The following is a 17640-nucleotide window of genomic DNA, read 5'->3' on the forward strand; positions in this document are numbered from 1 at the left end:
CCGGGCTCAGCCCTCGCGGCTGAGCTTCTCGGCCCGGCGGCGCACCAGCACGCCGCGCAGGTCGTGCATGGCCAGCAGCAGCGCGTCGGTGAGCGCGTCCAGTTCGGCGTCGGAGGCCTTGGACTGCGCCCATTGCGCGGCGGCATTGAGCTGGTCGACGGTGCGTTGCATCTCGTCGAGGCCGCGCCGCGCCAGCAGCGCCTTGCGCTCTTCGATCCAAGCGCCGATCGCCGCCAGTTCCTCGGGGGTGAGCTGGTGCTCGCCATGGGCGCGCACCTCGCCCTTGCCGAGGTTGACGACGGCGATCTGGGTCATCTCGATGCGGCGCTGCCGGTTCTCGCTGTCCACGCGGAACACGAGGGCCCCGTTGTCGCGAGTCCGGAAAAAGAACTCCGGCAGCGCCCCGGCCATCAGCTGAGGCCTTCGCAGAAGGCCGCGATACGCTTGCAGGCTTCGGTCAGCGCCGCGTCCGAGGTGGCGTAAGAGATGCGGAACGCGGGCGACAGGCCGAAGGCCGCGCCGAAGACCACGGCGACGCCGTTTTCCTCCAGCAGCGCCGTCGCGAAATCCTCGTCGGTGTCGATCTTGCGACCACCTGCCGAGGTCTTGCCCAGCAGGCCGTTGATGGTCGGGTAGACGTAGAAGGCGCCCTCGGGGGTCGGGCAGGTGATGCCGTCGATGGCGTTCAACGCCTCGACCACGAGGTCGCGGCGACGCTTGAACACCTCGACCCATTCGCCGAGGAACTCCTGCGGCCCGTTCAGCGCCTCGACCGCCGCCCACTGGCTGATCGAGCAGGGGTTGGTGGTGCTCTGCGACTGGATCTTGCGCATGGCGGCGATCAGCTGCTCGGGGCCACCCGCGTAGCCGATGCGCCAGCCGGTCATCGCATAGGCTTTCGACACGCCGTTGCAGGTCAAAGTGCGCTCGTAGAGCGCCGGCTCGACCTCGGCCGGGGTGCAGAACTCGAAACCGTCATAGGCGAGGTGCTCGTACATGTCGTCGGACATGATCCAAACGTGCGGGTGCTTCATCAGCACGTCGGTCAGCGCCTTCAGCTCGGCGCGCGAGTAGCCCGCGCCGGTGGGGTTCGACGGCGAGTTAAACAGGAACCACTTGGTCCTGGGGGTGATCGCCGCCTCGAGCTGGTCGGGGGTGATCTTGTAGCCGCGCTCCGGCGCGCCCTCGATGATCACCGGCTCGCCCTGACCGAGGCGCACCATGTCGGGATAGCTCACCCAGTAAGGCGCGGGGATGATCACCTCGTCGCCGGGGTTCAGCGTGGCGAGGAAGGCGTTGAACAGCACCTGCTTGCCCCCGGTCGAGACCGAGATCTGCGACGGCACGTAGCTCAGCCCGTTCTCGCGGGCGAACTTGGCGCAGATCGCCTGCTTCAGCTCGATGATGCCGTCGGGGGCAGTGTAGCGGGTCTTGCCCGCGTCGATGGCCGCCTTCGCCGCGTTCCGGATGTGCTCGGGCGTGTCGAAATCCGGCTCCCCGGCGCCAAGGCCGATCACGTCCTTCCCAGCCGCCTTCAGCTCGTTGGCAAGCTGGGTCACTGCCACGGTCGGCGAGGGTTTCACGCGGGAGAGGGTCTCGGAAAGAAAGGGCATTATGGCACCGTTTGTATTGCTGCGCCTCATGTCATAGGCTGCGCCCCGACACCGTTCAAGCGGCTTCCCCCGCGTCGCCGGCCCCGGTGGCACGAATGCCGCGAAAGGAGAGTCATGATCGACGACAACGATTGGTACGGCCCCGATGCGGCCACCTTCGGCGACCGGCTCGCCGCCGCCCGAGAGGCCGCCGGCATGGAGCAGGAGGCGCTGGCACGGCGGCTCGGCGTACGGCTGAAGACGCTGCAGGGCTGGGAGAACGACCTCTCGGAGCCACGCGCGAACCGGCTGCAGATGCTGGCCGGCCTGCTGGGGGTGCCCATGGTCTGGCTGATCACCGGCGAGGGCGACGGCGTCTCGGCCCCGGACGCGGAAGAGCCGCAGATTTCCCCCGATCTGGACGAAACGCTGCTTGAACTTCGCGCCCTGCGCGGCGAAATGCGCGCGACGGGCGAGCGTCTGGGCCGCCTCGAGAAGAAATTGCGCAAGATGCTCAAGGAAGGGGCCTGAGATGACGGCAGAACTCACTGGCGAGACCCGCGAACACCGGCTCAAGCGGCTGCGCATGCGCTCGATGCGCCGCGGCACCAAGGAGATGGACATCATCCTCGTGCGCTACACCGATGCCCGGCTCGAGGTGATGACCGAGGCCGAGCTCGACGCCTACGAGGCGCTGCTCGACGAGTATGACCCCGATCTCTACCAGTGGATTTCCGGCCAGCGCCCCGCGCCCGAGGAACTGCGCCCGCTGATCGCCGAGATCGCCAGGGTCGCCGCGAACGGCTGAGACCCGGGCCGGACTGGCCGACGCCGAGATCGAAAGGCGCGGCCTCCGCGCTTTTCGCCACATGTGACTAGATTTAACCACTTCTTGGTCTTTTCGCTCCAGAACCTTCGGTCATTCGGCATTGGGCCGCATGGCACTGGCGGAGACGATCATGAGCATCCACGCCCCCCTTGGAAGAAAACCCGCCACCGGCTACGTGGCGGGCTACCTCGAGTCCCTTTCGCTGCTCGAACGGCTGCACCGATTGCTGCTCGACGTGATCAAGGATGAGTTCGAGCGCGTCGGCATCCTCGAGATCAACGCGGTGCAGGCGCTGCTGCTGTTCAACATCGGCGACAATGAGGTGACGGCCGGCGAGCTCAAATCGCGCGGCTACTACCAGGGCTCGAACGTCAGCTACAATCTCAAGAAGCTGGTCGACATGGGCTACATGCACCACCAGCGCTGCGAAATCGACCGCCGTTCGGTGCGGGTGCGACTGACCGAGAAGGGGCGCAATATCCGCGCCTTGGTCGACGATCTGTTCCAACGCCATTCCGAAGGCATCGAGGCGCGTCAGATCCTCGATCTGCAGGGGCTCGAGGACGTCAACAGCGGGCTGCGGAGGCTGGAGCGGTTCTGGACGGATCAGATCCGCTACATCTACTAGGTCGGACGACCGCCACCAGCACCGGTGAGGGTCAGCTCCAGGGCCCTTCGTCCCCCTCACGCCGCTTGCGCGGTACCGGACGCGGACGCCCCGCGACACTGGATTTGCGCGGATCATCCTCGACCACCTCGCGGCCCTCGGCCCGACCGTCGAACTCGCCGCCCGCCCCAGCCCAGTCGCCGGAGATGCCGCCGCGCTGCGCGCCGCGCGGCTGACCATGGCCGCCCCGTGCCGCAAGCGCCTGCAGCGCCGCGATGCGGTTCTCGGTCGACGGGTGCGTGGCGAAGAGGTTGTCGCGCTTGTGCATGTGAAGCGGGTTGATGATGAACATATGCGCGGTGGCCGGGTTCGCCTCGGCCCGCAAGTTGTCGATCCGCGACGCCCCGCGCTGGATCTGCCCCAGCGCCGAGGCCAGCCACAGCGGATTGCCGCAGATCTCGGCCCCGGCCTTATCGGCGGCATATTCGCGCGTCCGGCTGATCGCCATCTGCACCAGCCCCGCCGCCATTGGCGCGAGAAACATCATCGCCAACGTGCCGACAATCCCCATGCGGTTCTCGTCACGCGAGCCGCCGAAGAAGAAGGCGAAGTTGGCCAGCATCGAGATCGCCCCGGCAAAGGTCGCGGTGACGGTCATGATCGCCGTATCGTGGTTCCGGATATGCGCCAGCTCATGCGCCACCACCCCCGCAAGCTCCTCCCGAGAGAGGCTGCGCAGCAGCCCCGTGGTCACCGCCACCGCGGCGTTCTGCGGGTTGCGCCCGGTGGCAAAGGCGTTGGGCTGCGGGGTGTCCATCAGGTAGACCTTGGGCATCGGCAGCCCGGCGTTCCGCGCCAACTGCGCCACCATGTCGTGCAGCCCGAAGCGATCACCCGGCGAAAGCGGCTGCGCGCCGTGCATACGCAGCACCATCTTGTCGGAGTTCCACCAGGTGAAGACGTTCATCCCCCCGGCGAAGATCAACGCGATCACCATGCCGGAGCTGCCGCCGATCAGGTAGCCGAGCCCCATGAAGAGGGCCGTCATCGCGGCCATCAGAAGGGCTGTCTTCGCATATCCCATGGCGTGTCTCCGTCAGGCTGGATCGGGGGAGCGTCTTGCTCGACATATAGGCCCGCGGCCATGCCGAACCAAGCCGGGCTCAGCGCAGCGCCGAGTCGAGGGGCCCCTCGGGGCCGGGGATGGGCACCAATTCGCCCACCATCATGTCATTGAGCTCGCGGAAAAGCTTGCGCGACATGGCGCGCAGGAAATCCCTGTAACCCGACGCCACCTCGACGAAGGCGCCCGGCCCGTGCCGCACCTCGCCCTCGAAATACTCGACCACCCGCGGGTCCGAACCCATCACCGCCAGCCCGTTCACCGTCACACCCTCGAAGGGGTAATGGCTGTAGGCCTGCTGCGGGCGAAATCCGTCGTTGGTGATCCCGTCGCCCGAGACATCGATCACTTGCCGCTCGCAATCCGGGGCGGCCTCGAGGATGCCAGCGCCGAAGCCAAGCGCGTAGCCCATGGCGGTGGGATAGCGGTTGTAGCTGCGCGGCGCGCTGAGGAGCCGCACCACCACAGCGTCGATCGTCGCCTCGTCGCGCAGCATGGTCCAGTCGAGCACCAGCTGCGACTGGTTGCGCCCGCTCCATTCATAGGCCGAAAGCGCCACGCCGCCGCCGCCCTCGAGGATCGCGCGGCGCACGTCGGGATCGCGCAGCGCCCCCGCGAGCCCCTCCTTTTGCAGCCGGTACTCTTGATCATCGACCGAGGAGGAGACATCGAGCGCCAGCAGCAGTGCAAGCCGGCAGGACGACTCCTGCGCCATGGCTGCGGAGCCGGACCAGAGGCCCAGCCCCAGAGTGAGCGTCGCGGCAAGACGCCCGCCCATGCGCTTACCAGTGGCCGGTGTTGGGCATGCTCGCCCAGGGTTCCGCCGGTTCCTTGGCATCGCCCTGCTGCAGCAGCTCGATCGACACGTTGTCAGGCGAGCGCACGAAGGCCATGTGGCCGTCGCGCGGCGGGCGGTTGATCGTCACCCCGGCGTCCATGAGCGCCTGGCAGGCCGCGTAGATGTCCGGCACGGAATAGGCAAGATGCCCGAAGTGCCGCGAATCCGACGGCAGCCCCTCGTCGCCGTCCCAGTTGTAGGTTAGTTCCACGTCGGCCGTGCCATCGTCCTGATCGGGCGGGCAGAGGAAGACCAGGGTGAAGCGACCCTTCTCGCTTTCCGTGCGGCGGCGCTCCTTCAGCCCCAGCAACTCGTAAAATGCGATGGATTTATCGAGATCCTTCACGCGAACCATTGTGTGCAGATAGCGGATCGGCATTTCTTGCCCTTTCCTCTTAGTCTTGGGTCTTTGACCCCTAGGCTAGCAGGCCGCGCCCACTTGTCGAGACTTCACGTTCAGAAGCGCGACTTGAAGCCGAGGCTGAGGGCCAGGGTCTCGGTCTCGAACCGGCTCACGTTGCTCTCGGAGCGCTCGGCGCTGAGATCGAGCACCGGCACGAACCCGGCGTAATCGAGCTTTTCGAATGTGACCTGCATCTCGGCCCGCCAGACCTGGTCCGCGCGCCCGCCGGGCACCGGGAAGAGCACGCGGTACTCGGGGTAGCGGTGTTCGAAGGCCGAGACAGCAAAGGACAGGCGCAGCGGTCCCAGCGGCGCACCAGGCTCGTAGCCAAGCCGCAGCCCGCGAGTGTCACGGGTGATCTGGCCATTCTGCGACTCCGCCGTGCCGCCGATCAGCATGGCCGAAACCGTTCCCGGCGTTCCCAGATCATGGATCACCCCGAGCTGGTAGCCGACCGTATCGACATCATTGTAAGCGGTATCCGCATCCTGCTGGTGCTGCCACGACAGGCCGGCGGTCAGCGCGGTGACCACTCCCAGCGGCTGCACGAGACTGAACGCGGCGCGGCGGTAGTCGTAGCTGTGCCGCCCGCCTTGCCAGGCACGTCCGAGCGTGGCGCTGCCAGACACCACCGGCCCCTTGTCGCCGAGCCGGCGCCGGTGCTGCAGGCCGATCTCCATCGAAGAGGCGCCGAAGTCGGAATTCTCGACGCTCGGGGCCTTGTCCCGCGCCTCATCGCTGAGCCAGACCCGCCGCAGCGTGCCGTAGCCGCGCAGCGTGGTCTCGGACGTCGGCCCGCGCTGCACCGCGTAGCCCAGCGAGAGCGCGCCGCGCGCGGAAAACCCCGAGAGAGCCTGTGCCGAGGGCGAGAGGATGCCGACCAAGGGCAGCCCATCGACGGTGCTGATCTCTTCCGACGCGCCGCCGTTGACGTTCGACGAGGGAGCGGCCGAGAGCTCGAGCGACAGGCTGAGCCGCGACAGGGTGCGCGATGCCTTGTATTCGCGCCCCGCGCGCCGCCCGAGCGCCTCGCTGGGCACGTCCATCATTGCGCGGCGCATCCAGAGCTGCGACAGGAAGTAACTCTCGTCTTGCGCATAGGCTGCCGCCATGACCCGCGCCGCCTCGTGTTTCTGCACGTCGGTTCGGGCATAGCGCAGCGTCTGCCGGGCCGCCTTGCGCGCGGCGGTGGTATTGCCACGGCGCAGCTCGGCCTGGGCGATGACGAAATGGCCGTAGGGGTCCGAGGGATCGGCCCGCAGCAGCAGCCCGCCAAGCTCCGCCGCCAGCGCATAATGCCCCGTCTGCACCGCCCGCAGCGCGGCGATGCGCATCTGCGCGGCGCTCAGGGTCATGCCAGCAAGCGCCGAGGCCGCTTCGGAGGAGACGGCCGCGGAGGTGGTCTGCGCGGACGGCTCAGCCAGCGCCCCATCCTGACAGGTGAAAAACAGGGCGGCGGAAACGGCGATCGCCGCATGGCGCAAGCTATGCAGTTCCAACGTCGGGCCTTAGTGGGCGACGAGGCTGCAGATGTCTTCGCGTGCGCCGGACTTGCCGCATTGGGTCAGGACAAACATGCCGACTTCCTTCACGTCGTAATCACCGTCCTCTCCGAAGAGAGAAGAGATCGACCACGAGAGTTCGGTATTGCCCGCTGCATAGGCCGCGCCTTCGCCGCCAAAGACACCGCTGAACGTCCCTGCGGCAGAATCGTCGGTGAAGACGCCATTGCCCGCAAACTCACCGATCTCGTCGATCACCCCCTCTTCGAGGATGATGTTGCCGACACTGGTGACCCCGCTGACGCCTTCGGGTCGGACGTCGCGCGGATCGTACATCTTCCGGTTCAGGATTTGTCCGTTGAGCGCGGCTTCGGCAAAGTTGACATTGAGGAAGATCACGCCGGTCATCGGAACCGGCTGCCCCGGCAGGTCGAGTTCTGCATAATCATCCGGCAGGGTGCCGACCGGTTTCAGATCCAGACCATCGCGGGTGACCACGTTCGTCACCGCGGCATAGTTCCCAACGTAGGAGACCTGCCCCGACGCAGGATCGCTCTCGAAGTCGGGCGGATCAAAAGCTCCGACACGGCGATAGTAGCCGTCCTGGAAGACCGTATTGAACTGGCCACCGTCACCTACGGCAACCGCCGAAACACTCTCGTCAGGGCTCATGCCGCCAAGAGCCAGGAAAAATCGATCCAGCGGATCCTCCTGCACCGAGTAGGCCACGTAGTCGTCGAGCCCCATCACCTCGGTGAGCCGGTCGTTGCGTTCGTAGACGGCACTGACCGGGCTGGTGTCCAATCCGTTGATCTGAACGGTGAGCGCGCTCATGTCGGAGGCAAAGCTGAAGCTGGCGACGGTGGCCTCAATGTCCTCGGGAGTCCTCGTGCTGCCGGAATCCACCGTGTCGTCAGTCCCGTCGGTGCCGTCCTCGTCGGTCCCGTCGGTGCCATCACTGCTGGTGTCCTCGCACGCCTGCAGCGGGTTGTCCCGGACGCAATCGTCGTTGCTGCTGCCGCTGCTTCCACAGCCCGCCAAAAGCCCGGCAAAAGCCGCCGCGATCCAGACCTTCTCCATAGAACTGCCCCGTAAACTGCGCGTTGAAACTCTTTGGTATTTTCTAGCGAGCCACCTGATCACCGAGCAACGTTCAACCCCTGATGCAAACAGCATTGACGCCGAAGTGAGACAAATCTGCCGCCACAGCATATCGCCCGCCGGTCCCGCCTTTCCCCAACATCTTGCCAAAAACCGGCGGATCCGCCTTTGCCTCGCCGCCCTGATCCGCTATCTCGGAGGGGCAACACGACCAGCCCGGAGGCCCCATGCGCCAGTATCTCGACGCCCTGCGCACCGTGCGCGATCTTGGCACCCGCTCGACCGACCGCACCGGCACCGGCACCATCTCCTATTTCGGAATGCAGTGTCGCTACCCGCTCGCCGAGGGTTTCCCGCTGGTGACCACCAAGAAGCTGCACCTGCGCTCGATCATCCACGAACTGCTGTGGTTCCTCGCCGGTGACACCAATATCAAGTATCTCAAGGACAACGGCGTTTCGATCTGGGACGAATGGGCCGACGAGAACGGCGATCTCGGCCCGGTCTACGGCCACCAGTGGCGCCACTTCCCGACCATCCGCGAAGAGATCGGCGACGATGGCGCGACCCGCCTTCTGCTCGGCGAGGTCGACCAGATCGCCCAGCTCGTCGAGATGATCAAGACGAGCCCCGACAGCCGCCGGCTCATCGTCTCGGCCTGGAACCCCGGCGAGATCGGGCAGATGGCCCTGCCCCCCTGCCACACGCTCTGGCAGGTGCGGATCATCGGCGGCAAGCTGCACCTGCAGCTCTACCAGCGCTCGGCGGACATGTTCCTCGGCGTGCCGTTCAACATCGCCTCCTACGCGCTGCTGACGGTGATGCTGGCGCATGTGACCGGCTACGAACCCGGCGATTTCATCCACTCGATCGGCGACGCGCATATCTATCTCAACCACCTCGAGCAGGTGGAAACACAGCTTGCGCGCACACCGCACGCGCTGCCGACGCTGCGCCTCGCGCGCGATGTGCCCTCGCTCTTCGACTTCCGCTTCGACGATTTCATCATCGAGAACTACGCGCCCGAGCCCGCGATCAAGGCACCGGTGGCGGTCTGATGCTGAGCCTGATCGTCGCCCGCGCCCGCAACGGCGCCATCGGCCGAGACAATGACATCCCCTGGTTCTCGCCCGAGGACCTCAAGATGTTCCAGCGCGAGACCTCGGGCGGCGCGCTCATCATGGGCCGCCGCACCTGGGAGAGCCTGCCGGTCAAACCCCTGAAGAACCGTCTCAATATCGTGGTCTCTCGGGACAGCTCGCTGACCGAGCACGTGGTGGGCTCGCTGGACGAGGCTTTGGATCTGGCGCGCGAGTTGGGCTATTTCCGGGTCTACGGCATGGGCGGGACAACGGTGTACGAGGGGCTGCTGCCCAAGGCCGACCGGCTGCTCGTCACGGAGGTCGACCTCGAGGTCGAGGGGGCGGACGCCTTCTTCCCGGCCTTCGACGAGGCGGAGTGGCGTGAATTGGGGTGCAAGGAATTGGGCGGTGAGGGGCCGCGCTGTGTGGTGCGAGAGTTGGTAAGGCCATTTGCAGACAACCCCGAACCCAGATGACGTCGGGCTGGCTCTGCTCCACAAATCGCGTGGAGGATTCATCTCGTGAATCCAGCGTGTTCGCTGAGATGCATGGAATGACCCACGCCCCGGACCTACAGGACCAGCGACCGGCCACCCTACTGAAGCGTTCAAGCGCCGAGGTTCGCTGACCGTTTGGTTCGATCCCACTGTGACCTGGGATGCCGCACCGACCGGCCCAGCGACCACATAGCGATGCCGCGATCCAGATCTGCCTTTCGATCAAAGTGCTGTTCGGCATGGCCCTCCGCCAGACGGCAGGCTTCGTGGAAAGCTAGCTGCGGCGGGTCGGTCTCGATTGGACGGTGCCCGAGTTCGGCACGCGGTCGCGCGCTCAGAAGACTCTGGCTGTCAAAATCCCACATCGCGGGTCCAAGGGCCTGCGTCATCTGTTGATTTCCTCTCGTGACATTGCTTCGCAATACACTGCCGGGCAGCGGACATCTCCGCCACGCAAGCCGCGGGATATATCCGTCCGGGGAAAGGGGAGCCCCAGCCATCAGGCGAATGTGCAAAAGGGCCCCTTGCGCCCGTCGCCCCATTCCTTCGCCTCCCGCCGCGCCTCTTCCTCGACCCCCTAAGCCGCAAGCGCGCGTGGCCGGTGCCTGCGGGGGTGCCTGAGTCGTGTGAAATGCGCTGCCGGGCGGGTCGCCGGCTCTCGCGCTGCTCACGGGGCCGTGTGAATCCTGACGTTGACGCTGCGTCCCCCGGCCAAAAAAGGTTCCAAGCCCCTGCAATCATGAGCCAGTTTTTGCCTGTCGGCGCTCACGCTACGGCTGCATTTGGCCGAGCCCCCGCGAAGAGGGCGTTTTTCGTGGTGGTTCCGCCACAGCACGTTCATGTGACCACTATGTGTGGATCGTTCCGGACGAAAGTTTGGTTGTATCCTCAGTCACACGCTCCGAAACGAGAGTGGACAACACATGATGAAACATGAAGAAATTGGAGCAGACCCAATGAAACTCGCACGCATCGCCCTCCCGGCCCTCCTGGCAGGCACCGTGGCAGTTCCGGCGTTCGCCGGCAGCATCGCACCCACCGTTGTCGAGCCCGTCGTGACCCCGGTTCCCGTGCCCGTCGCAGCTGGCCGTGACTGGACCGGCTTCTCCGGCGGTGTTCAGCTGGGCTACGGCGCCTTCGACACCGATGGCACCCCGGACGACTACGAAGAAGCGATGACCTACGGCCTGAAGACGTACTATGACTACGACTTCGGCAACTGGGTCATGGGCGGCGGCCTCCAGTACGACTGGAGCGACGCAGACCTCGGCGCGGCCGGCGACCTCGACGGCATCATGCGCGCAGGCCTTCGCGCCGGCTACGACATGGGCAACACCATGGTGTACGGCACGGGCGGCTATGCCAAGGCGTTCACCAGCGGTGGTGACATCGACGGAGGCGACTCCAACGGTTACTTCGCAGGGATCGGCACCGAAACCTTCCTGACCGACAACTGGACCGTCGGCACCGAGATCACCTACAACGAGTTCACCGACTTCGACGCCGACGACATGGAACTGAAGAACACCCAGTTCAACGTCTCGCTGAACTACCGCTTCTGATCCAGACGCGTTGCGGGGCCGCTGGCCCTGCGACCGATGCCCGGCCTCGTGATGAGGCCGGGCATTTCGTTTTTCCCGCGGGCTCCTGCGCCCGACGAAACTTTTCGCAGCCACCCCTCCCGTATTAGGGATTTCGTCATGAAGACGTTACACTCTCCCGCATGTGGCGCAGCGTTTCGATTCCCCTTCCGGCGATTGTCGCGGCCTGTGCGGCCGCCCTGTCCGGCAGCCTCTGTGGCCTTCCCGCCGCGGCCACCTCACCCATTGCCGAGGTGATCTGCGAACCCTCATCGCGCATGACGCAGCGCCTGAAACGCCAGCAGGGCGCGACGCTTACCTCCACCGGCCTGCGCAGCCCGGACGAAGTGCTTGAGCTCTGGCTCGACCCGCGCGACAACTGGACGATGGTCATCACCTATGCCTCCGGAACCTCCTGCATTGTCGCCATGGGCGCCCATTGGTCGCGCATGGAACCACAAGATCCGGCCTGATCCTCAGCGTCATCCCCATGATGATGGGGTGCGGGGCTTTTCCCGCAAGCCGCGCTCTGCCATAGTTGGCAGCAACCAGAATCCGGGAACGAGCAGCAACACATGGCCGACGACCTCCTCGCCGCAACCGAATCCGCTTCCTATGACGCCTCTTCGATCGAGGTTCTCGAGGGGCTCGAACCGGTGCGGAAACGCCCCGGCATGTACATCGGTGGCACCGACGAGCGGGCGCTGCACCACATGGTGGCGGAGATCCTCGACAACTCGATGGACGAAGCGGTGGCCGGCCATGCCAACCGCATCGAGGTCGAACTGCACGCCGATTATTCCGTCTCGATCCGCGACAACGGCCGCGGCATCCCGATCGACCCGCACCCCAAGTTCCCGGGCAAGTCGGCGCTCGAGGTGATCCTCTGCACGCTGCACGCAGGCGGCAAGTTCTCGGGCGACGCCTATGAGACCTCGGGCGGCCTGCACGGCGTCGGCGCCTCGGTGGTCAACGCGCTGTCGGACTCCATGGTCGTGCAGGTGGCGCGCAACAAGGAACTCTTCGAACAACGCTTCTCGCGCGGCATCCCTCAGGGCTCGGTCGAGAAGGTTGGCGCCGCGCCGAACCGCCGCGGCACCACGGTGACCTTCCACGCCGACGAGGAGATCTTCGGCCACCACCGCTTCAAGCCCTCGCGCATGCTGAAGATGGTGCGCTCCAAGGCGTATCTCTTCTCGGGCGTCGAGATCCGCTGGAAGTCCGCCATCCCCGACGGCGACACGCCGATGGAGGCGACCTTCCACTTCCCCGGCGGCCTCGCCGACTACCTGACCGAGAGCCTCGGCAGCGCCAGTACCTATGCCGACAAGCCCTTCTCGGGCACCGTCGACTTCCGCGAGAAGTTCAACGCACCGGGCAAGGTGGAATGGGCGATCAACTGGACCCCGTCGCGCGACGGCTTCATCCAGTCCTACTGCAACACGGTTCCCACCCCCGAGGGCGGCACCCATGAGGCGGGCTTCTGGGCCGCGATCCTCAAGGGCATCCGCGCCTACGGCGAGTTGGTCAGCAACAAGAAGGCCAACAACATCACCCGCGATGACCTGATGACCGGCGGCTGCGCGCTGGTGTCCTGCTTCATCCGCGAGCCCGAGTTCGTCGGCCAGACCAAGGACCGCCTTGCCACCACCGAGGCGCAGCGCCTTGTCGAAGGCGCGGTGCGCGACCACTTCGACAACTGGCTGGCCTCCGACACCAAGTCGGCGGGCGCGATCCTCGACTTCCTCGTGCTGCGCGCCGAGGAGCGGCTGCGCCGCCGTCAGGAAAAGGAAACCGCCCGCAAGTCGGCCACCAAGAAGCTGCGCCTGCCGGGCAAGCTGACCGACTGTACCGCCAAGAGCCGCGAGGGCACCGAGCTTTTCATCGTCGAGGGTGACTCGGCCGGCGGCTCGGCCAAGGGCGCGCGCTTCCGCGAGACCCAGGCGCTGCTGCCGCTGAAGGGCAAGATCCTCAACGTGCTCGGCGCAGCCTCGAACAAACTGGGCTCCAACGCCGAAATCCGCGACCTCTGCGAGGCGCTCGGCGTCGGGATCGGTACGAAGTTCAACGTCGATGACCTGCGCTACGAGAAAATCATCATCATGACCGACGCGGACGTCGACGGCGCGCATATCGCCTCGCTGCTGATGACCTTCTTCTTCACACAGATGCGGCCGCTGATCGACAATGGCCACCTCTATCTTGCCTGCCCGCCGCTCTACCGGCTGACCCAGGGCGCCCGCCGCATCTATGTCGCCGATGACGCCGAGAAGGAGGCCATGCTGGCCAAAGGCCTCGGCGGCAAGGGCAAGATCGACGTGCAGCGCTTCAAGGGTCTGGGCGAGATGGACGCCAAGGACCTCAAGGAAACGACGATGGATCCGGCGACGCGCAAGCTGATCCGCGTCACCATCGACGAGGACGAACCCGGCGAGACCGGCGATCTGGTGGAGCGGCTGATGGGCAAAAAGCCCGAGTTGCGCTTCCAGTATATCCAGGAAAACGCGCGGTTCGTGGAAGAACTGGACGTCTGAGCCGGCGCAAGCCCGCGCGCGGCGGGGAAGATGCACCCAAGGTGGTTGTTTTCCGCCCGCGTATGGCACACCCTATGGCTGTTCCATTCACGACAGACGAACGCCGAGCCCCATGACCAAAACGACGCTCCTGCGCCTTCAGATCACCAGCTTCGCGCTGGTTCATATCCCTCTCGTTGCCCTCGTGATCTATGCGCTCACGAATGGCGTCGCGGGCCACCTCGAGCTGCTGCTGGTGGCCCTGCTTGCGACCGTGGTCGCCGCGATCGCGATTTGGATGACGCTCGGCCGCGCGCTCGGCGGTGACAGCCTGTCGGCTCAGAAGAGCGCGTAGAGCACCAGCGCAATCACGCCCAGCTTCACCGCGAGAACCAGCACCAAAAGACCGCGGTTCTCGGGGGCAAGGAGGTCGCGCCAGACGCTGCGCGGTTCCGCGTCTCCGAAAAGCCGAGCCTGCAGCGCGGTGAAGACCCGGGGCGGCGGAACCTCGTCCTCGACCGGCCCCATGAAGCCGATGAAGCGGCTCTGCCAGAAATCCATCTCGCGCAGAAGCTCGGGGTCGCGTGCCACGGCACGCAGACCTTCGTCCTGCTCCTTCGCGGGCAGCAGGCCAAGCGCGAGCTCGGCGGCTAGCAGCGATTTCTCGGGGCTGGTCATCTGGCGAGTCCCACGGTGATCCTCCGGTGCGACGGCCTGCATCCCTGTCGGAGCCAAAGGCCAGACCGCACACCGCCAGAGTGCCGCATCCGGCGCGACGGTGCAATCTTGCCGTGGCCTACGGGCCTGTGACTTTCTTTTGTATCCGAGCGGTGGCAGGCTGGTGACCGTGCCTGCAACGCAAGGAGCCGTAGATGCGTCCCCTGGTCCTGAGCCTCGCCCTTGCCTGCCCTGCCGCTCCCGCCCTCGCTCAGGACACCGATCTGGAACTCGTGCTGCTGGCCGACGCTTCCGGCTCGATCACCCCCGGCGAACTGCAATTCCAGCGCGAGGGCTACGCCCAGGCGATCACCGACCCCGAGGTGCTCGCAGTCATTGCCGGCACCGCATATGGCCATATCGCGGTGACCTACGTGGAATGGGCCGCCAACCAGGCGCAGGTGGTGGACTGGACGCTGATCGACGGACCCGAGGCGGCGCGGGGCTTTGCTGCCGCGCTGCTGGACCAGCCGCGGCAGGCCTACGGGCGCAATGCCATCGGCGCGGCACTGCTCGAAGGGCTGCGGTTGATGGAAGAGAACGAGATCAACGGCTGGCGCCGGGTGATCGACTTCTCGGGCGACAGCGCCAACAGTTGGGCCGGCCCGAGCATCGAGCAGGCCCGCGCGCAGGTGGTGCAGGCCGGAGTGACGATCAATGCCCTGCCCATCCTGCGCCCCGATGATCCGGGTCGCGCCGAGGGCGGGCTCGAAACGCTTTACGAGGAACTGATCATCGGCGGCACGGGCGCCTTCGTGGTCACCGCTGACACCCGCGACAGCTTTGCCGAGGCGGTGAAGAAGAAGCTCATCCTCGAGATCTCCTCCCTGCCCGGAGAGACTTTCGCGGCGGCGGAGTAACCCCCTTGCATAAAAGCGGAAAAGTAGCGCACGCTGCGTCCATGCGTATCCTGTTCTGCCTGTTGCTCCTGTCCGCCCTCTCCGGCTGCGGGCGCCCGCTCACCGACAATGAGACCAGCTTTCTCGAAGCCATGCAGGGGCCCCAGCTCGACACGGGCCGGGTGCGCTTTCACGACGGGCTCGCGTCGCGCGCGGTGACCTTCGAGCGGCCGATCCGGCCCCGGCTTGCCTGCACCGAGCGAATCTGGCCGCCCTCCTCGGGCGAAACCGTCACCGTCTCGCCGGCGGCGCTGACGCTGTTCAACCACATCTTCTACCGAGAGGATGTCTACCTCGACGATTACCTGCCCCGCTATCCCGAGCGGGTGAATCTCTACGCCGCGATGCTCTTCGCGCATGAGATGACCCATGTCTGGCAATGGCAAAACCGCAAGCGCACCGGCTACACGCCGCTGAAGGCCGCCACCGAGCACCAGACCCATGTCGATCCCTATCTGATCGACCCGGACACTTCGGCGCGGTTCCTCGATCACGGCTACGAACAGCAAGGTGCCATCGTCGAGGAGTACGTCTGCTGCCAATTGCTCGACCCCGAGGCGCCACGCACCGCGCGGCTGCGGGCAATGATCTCGGAGGCCATGCCGATCGGCGGGCTGGACGCTGCGCTGGGTGGCACCGACGTGGTGATCCCCTGGAAGGGGGCCGAAATCGAGAACATCTGCCACTGACCCGGGAGACGCACAAAAAAGCGGGACCGTAAGGCCCCGCTGACGTTGCTATTAGCGATCGCCTCGCGCGATCAGAGGTCGTTCTGCCAGGCAGAGACCTGTCTTTCGGCCTCTTCCTTGGCGACGCCGTATTTCTTCTGGATCAGGCCGGCAAGTTGCTCGCGGTCGCCTTCGGCCTGCTGAACCTCGTCATCGGTCAGCTCGCCCCACTGCTCGCGGGCCTTGCCCTTGAATTCCTTCCAGTTGCCTTCGATTTGGTCCCAGTTCATAGCGGGTCCTCCTGAGGTTACGTCTGCAAATGAAACCCCCGAGGCCGGGCTGGGGTTCCGCATCCTCCGCGCAGGTTTCGCGCGGCTGAGCGCCACTCCGCCCAATTGCTACCCTGACTCACTCAGCGCGCTGGATTTCCTTCAAATAGGCCACGAGATCGGCCACCGGCTGCACCGTGGATGCGCCGCCCTCCAGCGCCGCCTCGGCGTCGTAGCCGAAAAACTGGCCGTAAACCGGCATGGGCGAGCCGTGGCTGACGAGCGGATCGCGCCCGTCGATGCGCTTGATTACCCGCTCCATCGGGAAGCTGCCGCCATTGGCGGCACCGAGCTCGGTCAGGTTGACCGGCTTGATCATCAGCACCCCCGCCATCGGCCCATCGCCGCGCCCGTCAAGCCCGTGGCAGGTGGCGCAATATTCAGTGTAGAGCGCCGCCCCGCGGTCGGCGTCCTGCGCCAGCGCAGTGCCAAGCGGCAGGACGACGGCCAAGAGCGTGGCTCGGAAGAAAACGATCGGCATGGTCGGGCCCCCTCTCTGCCCCGATCCTGCGCCTGTGGCGCTGCGTCCACCTTGATCGGCGTCAAGCCGCAGCGCGATCGCCGCAGAAGAACTTGGCGCCGGGCTCGAAGCGAACCCGGCGCCAGAAAGAGGCTTGGCCTGTGGTTGTGAGGCGAGCGCCGCTCCCGCGGCCCCCGCCCTTGGTCAGATCGTCGGCAGGTCGCTGACGAAGACATACTCCAGGAAGTCGATGCGCAGCGGCTCGCCCCCGTCCGGCATGCCCGAGAACTCCAGCCGGTCCCCTGCCTCGATTGCGAGACCGGTGATCTCGCGTTCGGCGTAGGACGTCTCGTTGACGATCGAGGCGCCTGCATCCGCATCCCAGATGAAGCTGTCGACCGCCTCGCCGTTCAGCAGCAGCGAGAGCTGCGACTGCCCGTCGGATTCGTCGAAATAACCCATCTTGATGTTGTAGAGCCCCGTTGCGCCGCTGAAGCCGAAGCCCGCCACATGCGGCCCGCTCCCGGTGGCCTGGATCAGCTGGTCGTTCGAGCCGTGGCCGTTGTTCAGGACCTGGAAGCCCTGAAGGTCCATCGCCTCGGCTTCCACGCGCACCGGGTCCGCGCTTGGCGGCGGGGTGACCGGCACCGCGACGTTGAAGCTGGTCAGAGCTCCGTTCGCCGCCACGGCGTTGCCGCTGGTGTCAACCACTTGCCCCGCCTGCAACGCCACCGTGTAGGCGCCGTTGTCGGCGGTGTCCCAGGTCCCGCCCGGCGCCGCCACCGTGTAGGTAGCGCTGCGCGGGCTGCCGTCGGTGCCGACATTGACGCTCACCCCGGTCACCGACAGGGCACCGCCCGGGCCGGTCACCGTGATGTCGCTCACGTCGATGCTCGAGGC

The 17640-nt window shown here is 66.0% G+C and carries 22 protein-coding genes and 1 pseudogene; 12 read left to right on the plus strand and 11 right to left on the minus strand.

What is annotated here, in order from left to right; translation table 11 throughout:
- Nucleotides 1-6 precede the first annotated feature (6 nt).
- Complete coding sequence (locus G0D83_RS21095; protein ID WP_164196674.1) at nt 7-411, minus strand: hypothetical protein; 405 nt, start codon at nt 409-411, stop codon at nt 7-9.
- Complete coding sequence (locus G0D83_RS21100; protein ID WP_164196675.1) at nt 411-1613, minus strand: pyridoxal phosphate-dependent aminotransferase; 1203 nt, start codon at nt 1611-1613, stop codon at nt 411-413. Before G0D83_RS21100 ends, G0D83_RS21095 begins: the two co-directional genes overlap by 1 nt.
- Before the next feature lie 114 nt (nt 1614-1727).
- Here G0D83_RS21100 and G0D83_RS21105 point away from each other — a divergent pair, with 114 nt between their 5' ends.
- The 3 genes from G0D83_RS21105 to G0D83_RS21115 all read left to right on the plus strand — a co-directional run bounded on the left by G0D83_RS21105 (nt 1728) and on the right by G0D83_RS21115 (nt 3049).
- A complete protein-coding gene (locus G0D83_RS21105) occupies nt 1728-2123 on the plus strand; it encodes a helix-turn-helix domain-containing protein (RefSeq protein WP_108968548.1) in 396 nt (131 codons plus the stop codon).
- Between the two features lies 1 nt (nt 2124).
- Nucleotides 2125-2400: a succinate dehydrogenase assembly factor 2 gene (locus G0D83_RS21110; protein ID WP_108968547.1), complete on the plus strand. Its 276-nt coding sequence runs from the start codon at nt 2125-2127 to the stop codon at nt 2398-2400.
- Nucleotides 2401-2551: 151 nt separating this feature from the next.
- On the plus strand, nt 2552-3049 hold the full coding sequence (locus G0D83_RS21115; RefSeq protein ID WP_108969856.1) for a winged helix DNA-binding protein: 498 nt from the start codon (nt 2552-2554) through the stop codon (nt 3047-3049).
- Between the two features lie 31 nt (nt 3050-3080).
- On the opposite strand, the gene htpX is transcribed toward G0D83_RS21115, so the two are convergent.
- From htpX to G0D83_RS21140, 5 genes are all read right to left on the minus strand, one after another.
- Nucleotides 3081-4112, minus strand: coding sequence for a zinc metalloprotease HtpX (gene htpX / locus G0D83_RS21120; protein ID WP_164196676.1), 1032 nt, complete (start codon nt 4110-4112; stop codon nt 3081-3083).
- Nucleotides 4113-4191: 79 nt separating this feature from the next.
- Nucleotides 4192-4929: a DUF1194 domain-containing protein gene (locus G0D83_RS21125; protein ID WP_164196677.1), complete on the minus strand. Its 738-nt coding sequence runs from the start codon at nt 4927-4929 to the stop codon at nt 4192-4194.
- 4 nt (nt 4930-4933) lie between these two features.
- Nucleotides 4934-5368 carry a VOC family protein gene (locus G0D83_RS21130; RefSeq protein WP_095883302.1) on the minus strand — a complete coding sequence of 145 codons (435 nt, stop codon included), beginning with the start codon at nt 5366-5368 and terminating at the stop codon, nt 4934-4936.
- Nucleotides 5369-5445: 77 nt separating this feature from the next.
- Nucleotides 5446-6891, minus strand: a complete 1446-nt coding sequence (locus G0D83_RS21135; RefSeq protein ID WP_164196678.1) for a hypothetical protein — start codon at nt 6889-6891, stop codon at nt 5446-5448.
- 9 nt (nt 6892-6900) lie between these two features.
- On the minus strand, nt 6901-7974 hold the full coding sequence (locus G0D83_RS21140; RefSeq protein ID WP_164196679.1) for a hypothetical protein: 1074 nt from the start codon (nt 7972-7974) through the stop codon (nt 6901-6903).
- A 248-nt stretch (nt 7975-8222) separates the two neighbouring features.
- On the opposite strand from G0D83_RS21140, the gene G0D83_RS21145 reads away from it, so the two are divergent.
- From G0D83_RS21145 to G0D83_RS21175, 7 genes and pseudogenes are all read left to right on the plus strand, one after another.
- The gene (locus tag G0D83_RS21145; RefSeq protein ID WP_164196680.1) at nt 8223-9053 is read left to right on the plus strand and encodes a thymidylate synthase; all 831 of its coding nucleotides are present in this window, start codon (nt 8223-8225) and stop codon (nt 9051-9053) included.
- Entirely contained in the window at nt 9053-9553 is a 501-nt protein-coding gene (locus tag G0D83_RS21150; protein ID WP_108968535.1) for a dihydrofolate reductase, read from the plus strand. Before G0D83_RS21145 ends, G0D83_RS21150 begins: the two co-directional genes overlap by 1 nt.
- An 81-nt stretch (nt 9554-9634) precedes the next feature.
- Nucleotides 9635-9987, plus strand: a pseudogene (locus G0D83_RS21155) (transposase); the annotation flags it as partial.
- A gap of 513 nt (nt 9988-10500) precedes the next feature.
- Nucleotides 10501-11136, plus strand: coding sequence for an outer membrane protein (locus G0D83_RS21160; RefSeq protein WP_235958164.1), 636 nt, complete (start codon nt 10501-10503; stop codon nt 11134-11136).
- Nucleotides 11137-11432: 296 nt separating this feature from the next.
- Entirely contained in the window at nt 11433-11627 is a 195-nt protein-coding gene (locus G0D83_RS21165; RefSeq protein ID WP_235940192.1) for a hypothetical protein, read from the plus strand.
- 102 nt (nt 11628-11729) lie between these two features.
- Nucleotides 11730-13688, plus strand: a complete 1959-nt coding sequence (parE, locus tag G0D83_RS21170) for a DNA topoisomerase IV subunit B (protein ID WP_164196681.1) — start codon at nt 11730-11732, stop codon at nt 13686-13688.
- A 112-nt stretch (nt 13689-13800) separates the two neighbouring features.
- Nucleotides 13801-14022: a hypothetical protein gene (locus tag G0D83_RS21175; protein ID WP_108968530.1), complete on the plus strand. Its 222-nt coding sequence runs from the start codon at nt 13801-13803 to the stop codon at nt 14020-14022.
- On the opposite strand, the gene G0D83_RS21180 is transcribed toward G0D83_RS21175, so the two are convergent.
- Nucleotides 14007-14345, minus strand: a complete 339-nt coding sequence (locus G0D83_RS21180; protein ID WP_108968528.1) for a hypothetical protein — start codon at nt 14343-14345, stop codon at nt 14007-14009. The genes G0D83_RS21175 and G0D83_RS21180 overlap by 16 nt on opposite strands.
- Before the next feature lie 194 nt (nt 14346-14539).
- Between G0D83_RS21180 and G0D83_RS21185 the strand changes: the two genes are divergently transcribed.
- Nucleotides 14540-15244 carry a DUF1194 domain-containing protein gene (locus G0D83_RS21185; RefSeq protein ID WP_164196682.1) on the plus strand — a complete coding sequence of 235 codons (705 nt, stop codon included), beginning with the start codon at nt 14540-14542 and terminating at the stop codon, nt 15242-15244.
- A gap of 41 nt (nt 15245-15285) precedes the next feature.
- On the plus strand, nt 15286-15972 hold the full coding sequence (locus G0D83_RS21190) for a hypothetical protein (RefSeq protein WP_203595046.1): 687 nt from the start codon (nt 15286-15288) through the stop codon (nt 15970-15972).
- A 71-nt stretch (nt 15973-16043) separates the two neighbouring features.
- On the opposite strand, the gene G0D83_RS21195 is transcribed toward G0D83_RS21190, so the two are convergent.
- From G0D83_RS21195 to G0D83_RS21205, 3 genes are all read right to left on the minus strand, one after another.
- The gene (locus G0D83_RS21195) at nt 16044-16241 is read right to left on the minus strand and encodes a CsbD family protein (RefSeq protein WP_108968524.1); all 198 of its coding nucleotides are present in this window, start codon (nt 16239-16241) and stop codon (nt 16044-16046) included.
- 118 nt (nt 16242-16359) lie between these two features.
- The gene (locus tag G0D83_RS21200; RefSeq protein ID WP_164196683.1) at nt 16360-16761 is read right to left on the minus strand and encodes a cytochrome c; all 402 of its coding nucleotides are present in this window, start codon (nt 16759-16761) and stop codon (nt 16360-16362) included.
- 183 nt (nt 16762-16944) lie between these two features.
- A partial coding sequence (locus tag G0D83_RS21205) for a hypothetical protein (protein ID WP_203595634.1) occupies nt 16945-17640 on the minus strand: 696 nt, incomplete at its 5' end.

This window comes from Salipiger sp. PrR003 (assembly GCF_010500785.1).
Taxonomy (GTDB): Bacteria; Pseudomonadota; Alphaproteobacteria; order Rhodobacterales; family Rhodobacteraceae; genus Salipiger; species Salipiger pacificus_A.

What these genes read in the sequence shown, in the direction of transcription:
- G0D83_RS21095 (WP_164196674.1), bottom strand. Translation starts at nt 411, where the DNA reads ATGGCCGGGGCGCTGCCGGAGTTCTTTTTCCGGACTCGCGACAACGGG.
- G0D83_RS21100 (WP_164196675.1), bottom strand. Translation starts at nt 1,613, where the DNA reads ATGCCCTTTCTTTCCGAGACCCTCTCCCGCGTGAAACCCTCGCCGACC.
- G0D83_RS21105 (WP_108968548.1), top strand. Translation starts at nt 1,728, where the DNA reads ATGATCGACGACAACGATTGGTACGGCCCCGATGCGGCCACCTTCGGC.
- G0D83_RS21110 (WP_108968547.1), top strand. Translation starts at nt 2,125, where the DNA reads ATGACGGCAGAACTCACTGGCGAGACCCGCGAACACCGGCTCAAGCGG.
- G0D83_RS21115 (WP_108969856.1), top strand. Translation starts at nt 2,552, where the DNA reads ATGAGCATCCACGCCCCCCTTGGAAGAAAACCCGCCACCGGCTACGTG.
- htpX (WP_164196676.1), bottom strand. Translation starts at nt 4,112, where the DNA reads ATGGGATATGCGAAGACAGCCCTTCTGATGGCCGCGATGACGGCCCTC.
- G0D83_RS21125 (WP_164196677.1), bottom strand. Translation starts at nt 4,929, where the DNA reads ATGGGCGGGCGTCTTGCCGCGACGCTCACTCTGGGGCTGGGCCTCTGG.
- G0D83_RS21130 (WP_095883302.1), bottom strand. Translation starts at nt 5,368, where the DNA reads ATGCCGATCCGCTATCTGCACACAATGGTTCGCGTGAAGGATCTCGAT.
- G0D83_RS21140 (WP_164196679.1), bottom strand. Translation starts at nt 7,974, where the DNA reads ATGGAGAAGGTCTGGATCGCGGCGGCTTTTGCCGGGCTTTTGGCGGGC.
- G0D83_RS21145 (WP_164196680.1), top strand. Translation starts at nt 8,223, where the DNA reads ATGCGCCAGTATCTCGACGCCCTGCGCACCGTGCGCGATCTTGGCACC.
- G0D83_RS21150 (WP_108968535.1), top strand. Translation starts at nt 9,053, where the DNA reads ATGCTGAGCCTGATCGTCGCCCGCGCCCGCAACGGCGCCATCGGCCGA.
- G0D83_RS21160 (WP_235958164.1), top strand. Translation starts at nt 10,501, where the DNA reads ATGAAACATGAAGAAATTGGAGCAGACCCAATGAAACTCGCACGCATC.
- G0D83_RS21165 (WP_235940192.1), top strand. Translation starts at nt 11,433, where the DNA reads ATGACGCAGCGCCTGAAACGCCAGCAGGGCGCGACGCTTACCTCCACC.
- parE (WP_164196681.1), top strand. Translation starts at nt 11,730, where the DNA reads ATGGCCGACGACCTCCTCGCCGCAACCGAATCCGCTTCCTATGACGCC.
- G0D83_RS21175 (WP_108968530.1), top strand. Translation starts at nt 13,801, where the DNA reads ATGACCAAAACGACGCTCCTGCGCCTTCAGATCACCAGCTTCGCGCTG.
- G0D83_RS21180 (WP_108968528.1), bottom strand. Translation starts at nt 14,345, where the DNA reads ATGACCAGCCCCGAGAAATCGCTGCTAGCCGCCGAGCTCGCGCTTGGC.
- G0D83_RS21185 (WP_164196682.1), top strand. Translation starts at nt 14,540, where the DNA reads ATGCGTCCCCTGGTCCTGAGCCTCGCCCTTGCCTGCCCTGCCGCTCCC.
- G0D83_RS21190 (WP_203595046.1), top strand. Translation starts at nt 15,286, where the DNA reads ATGCGTATCCTGTTCTGCCTGTTGCTCCTGTCCGCCCTCTCCGGCTGC.
- G0D83_RS21195 (WP_108968524.1), bottom strand. Translation starts at nt 16,241, where the DNA reads ATGAACTGGGACCAAATCGAAGGCAACTGGAAGGAATTCAAGGGCAAG.
- G0D83_RS21200 (WP_164196683.1), bottom strand. Translation starts at nt 16,761, where the DNA reads ATGCCGATCGTTTTCTTCCGAGCCACGCTCTTGGCCGTCGTCCTGCCG.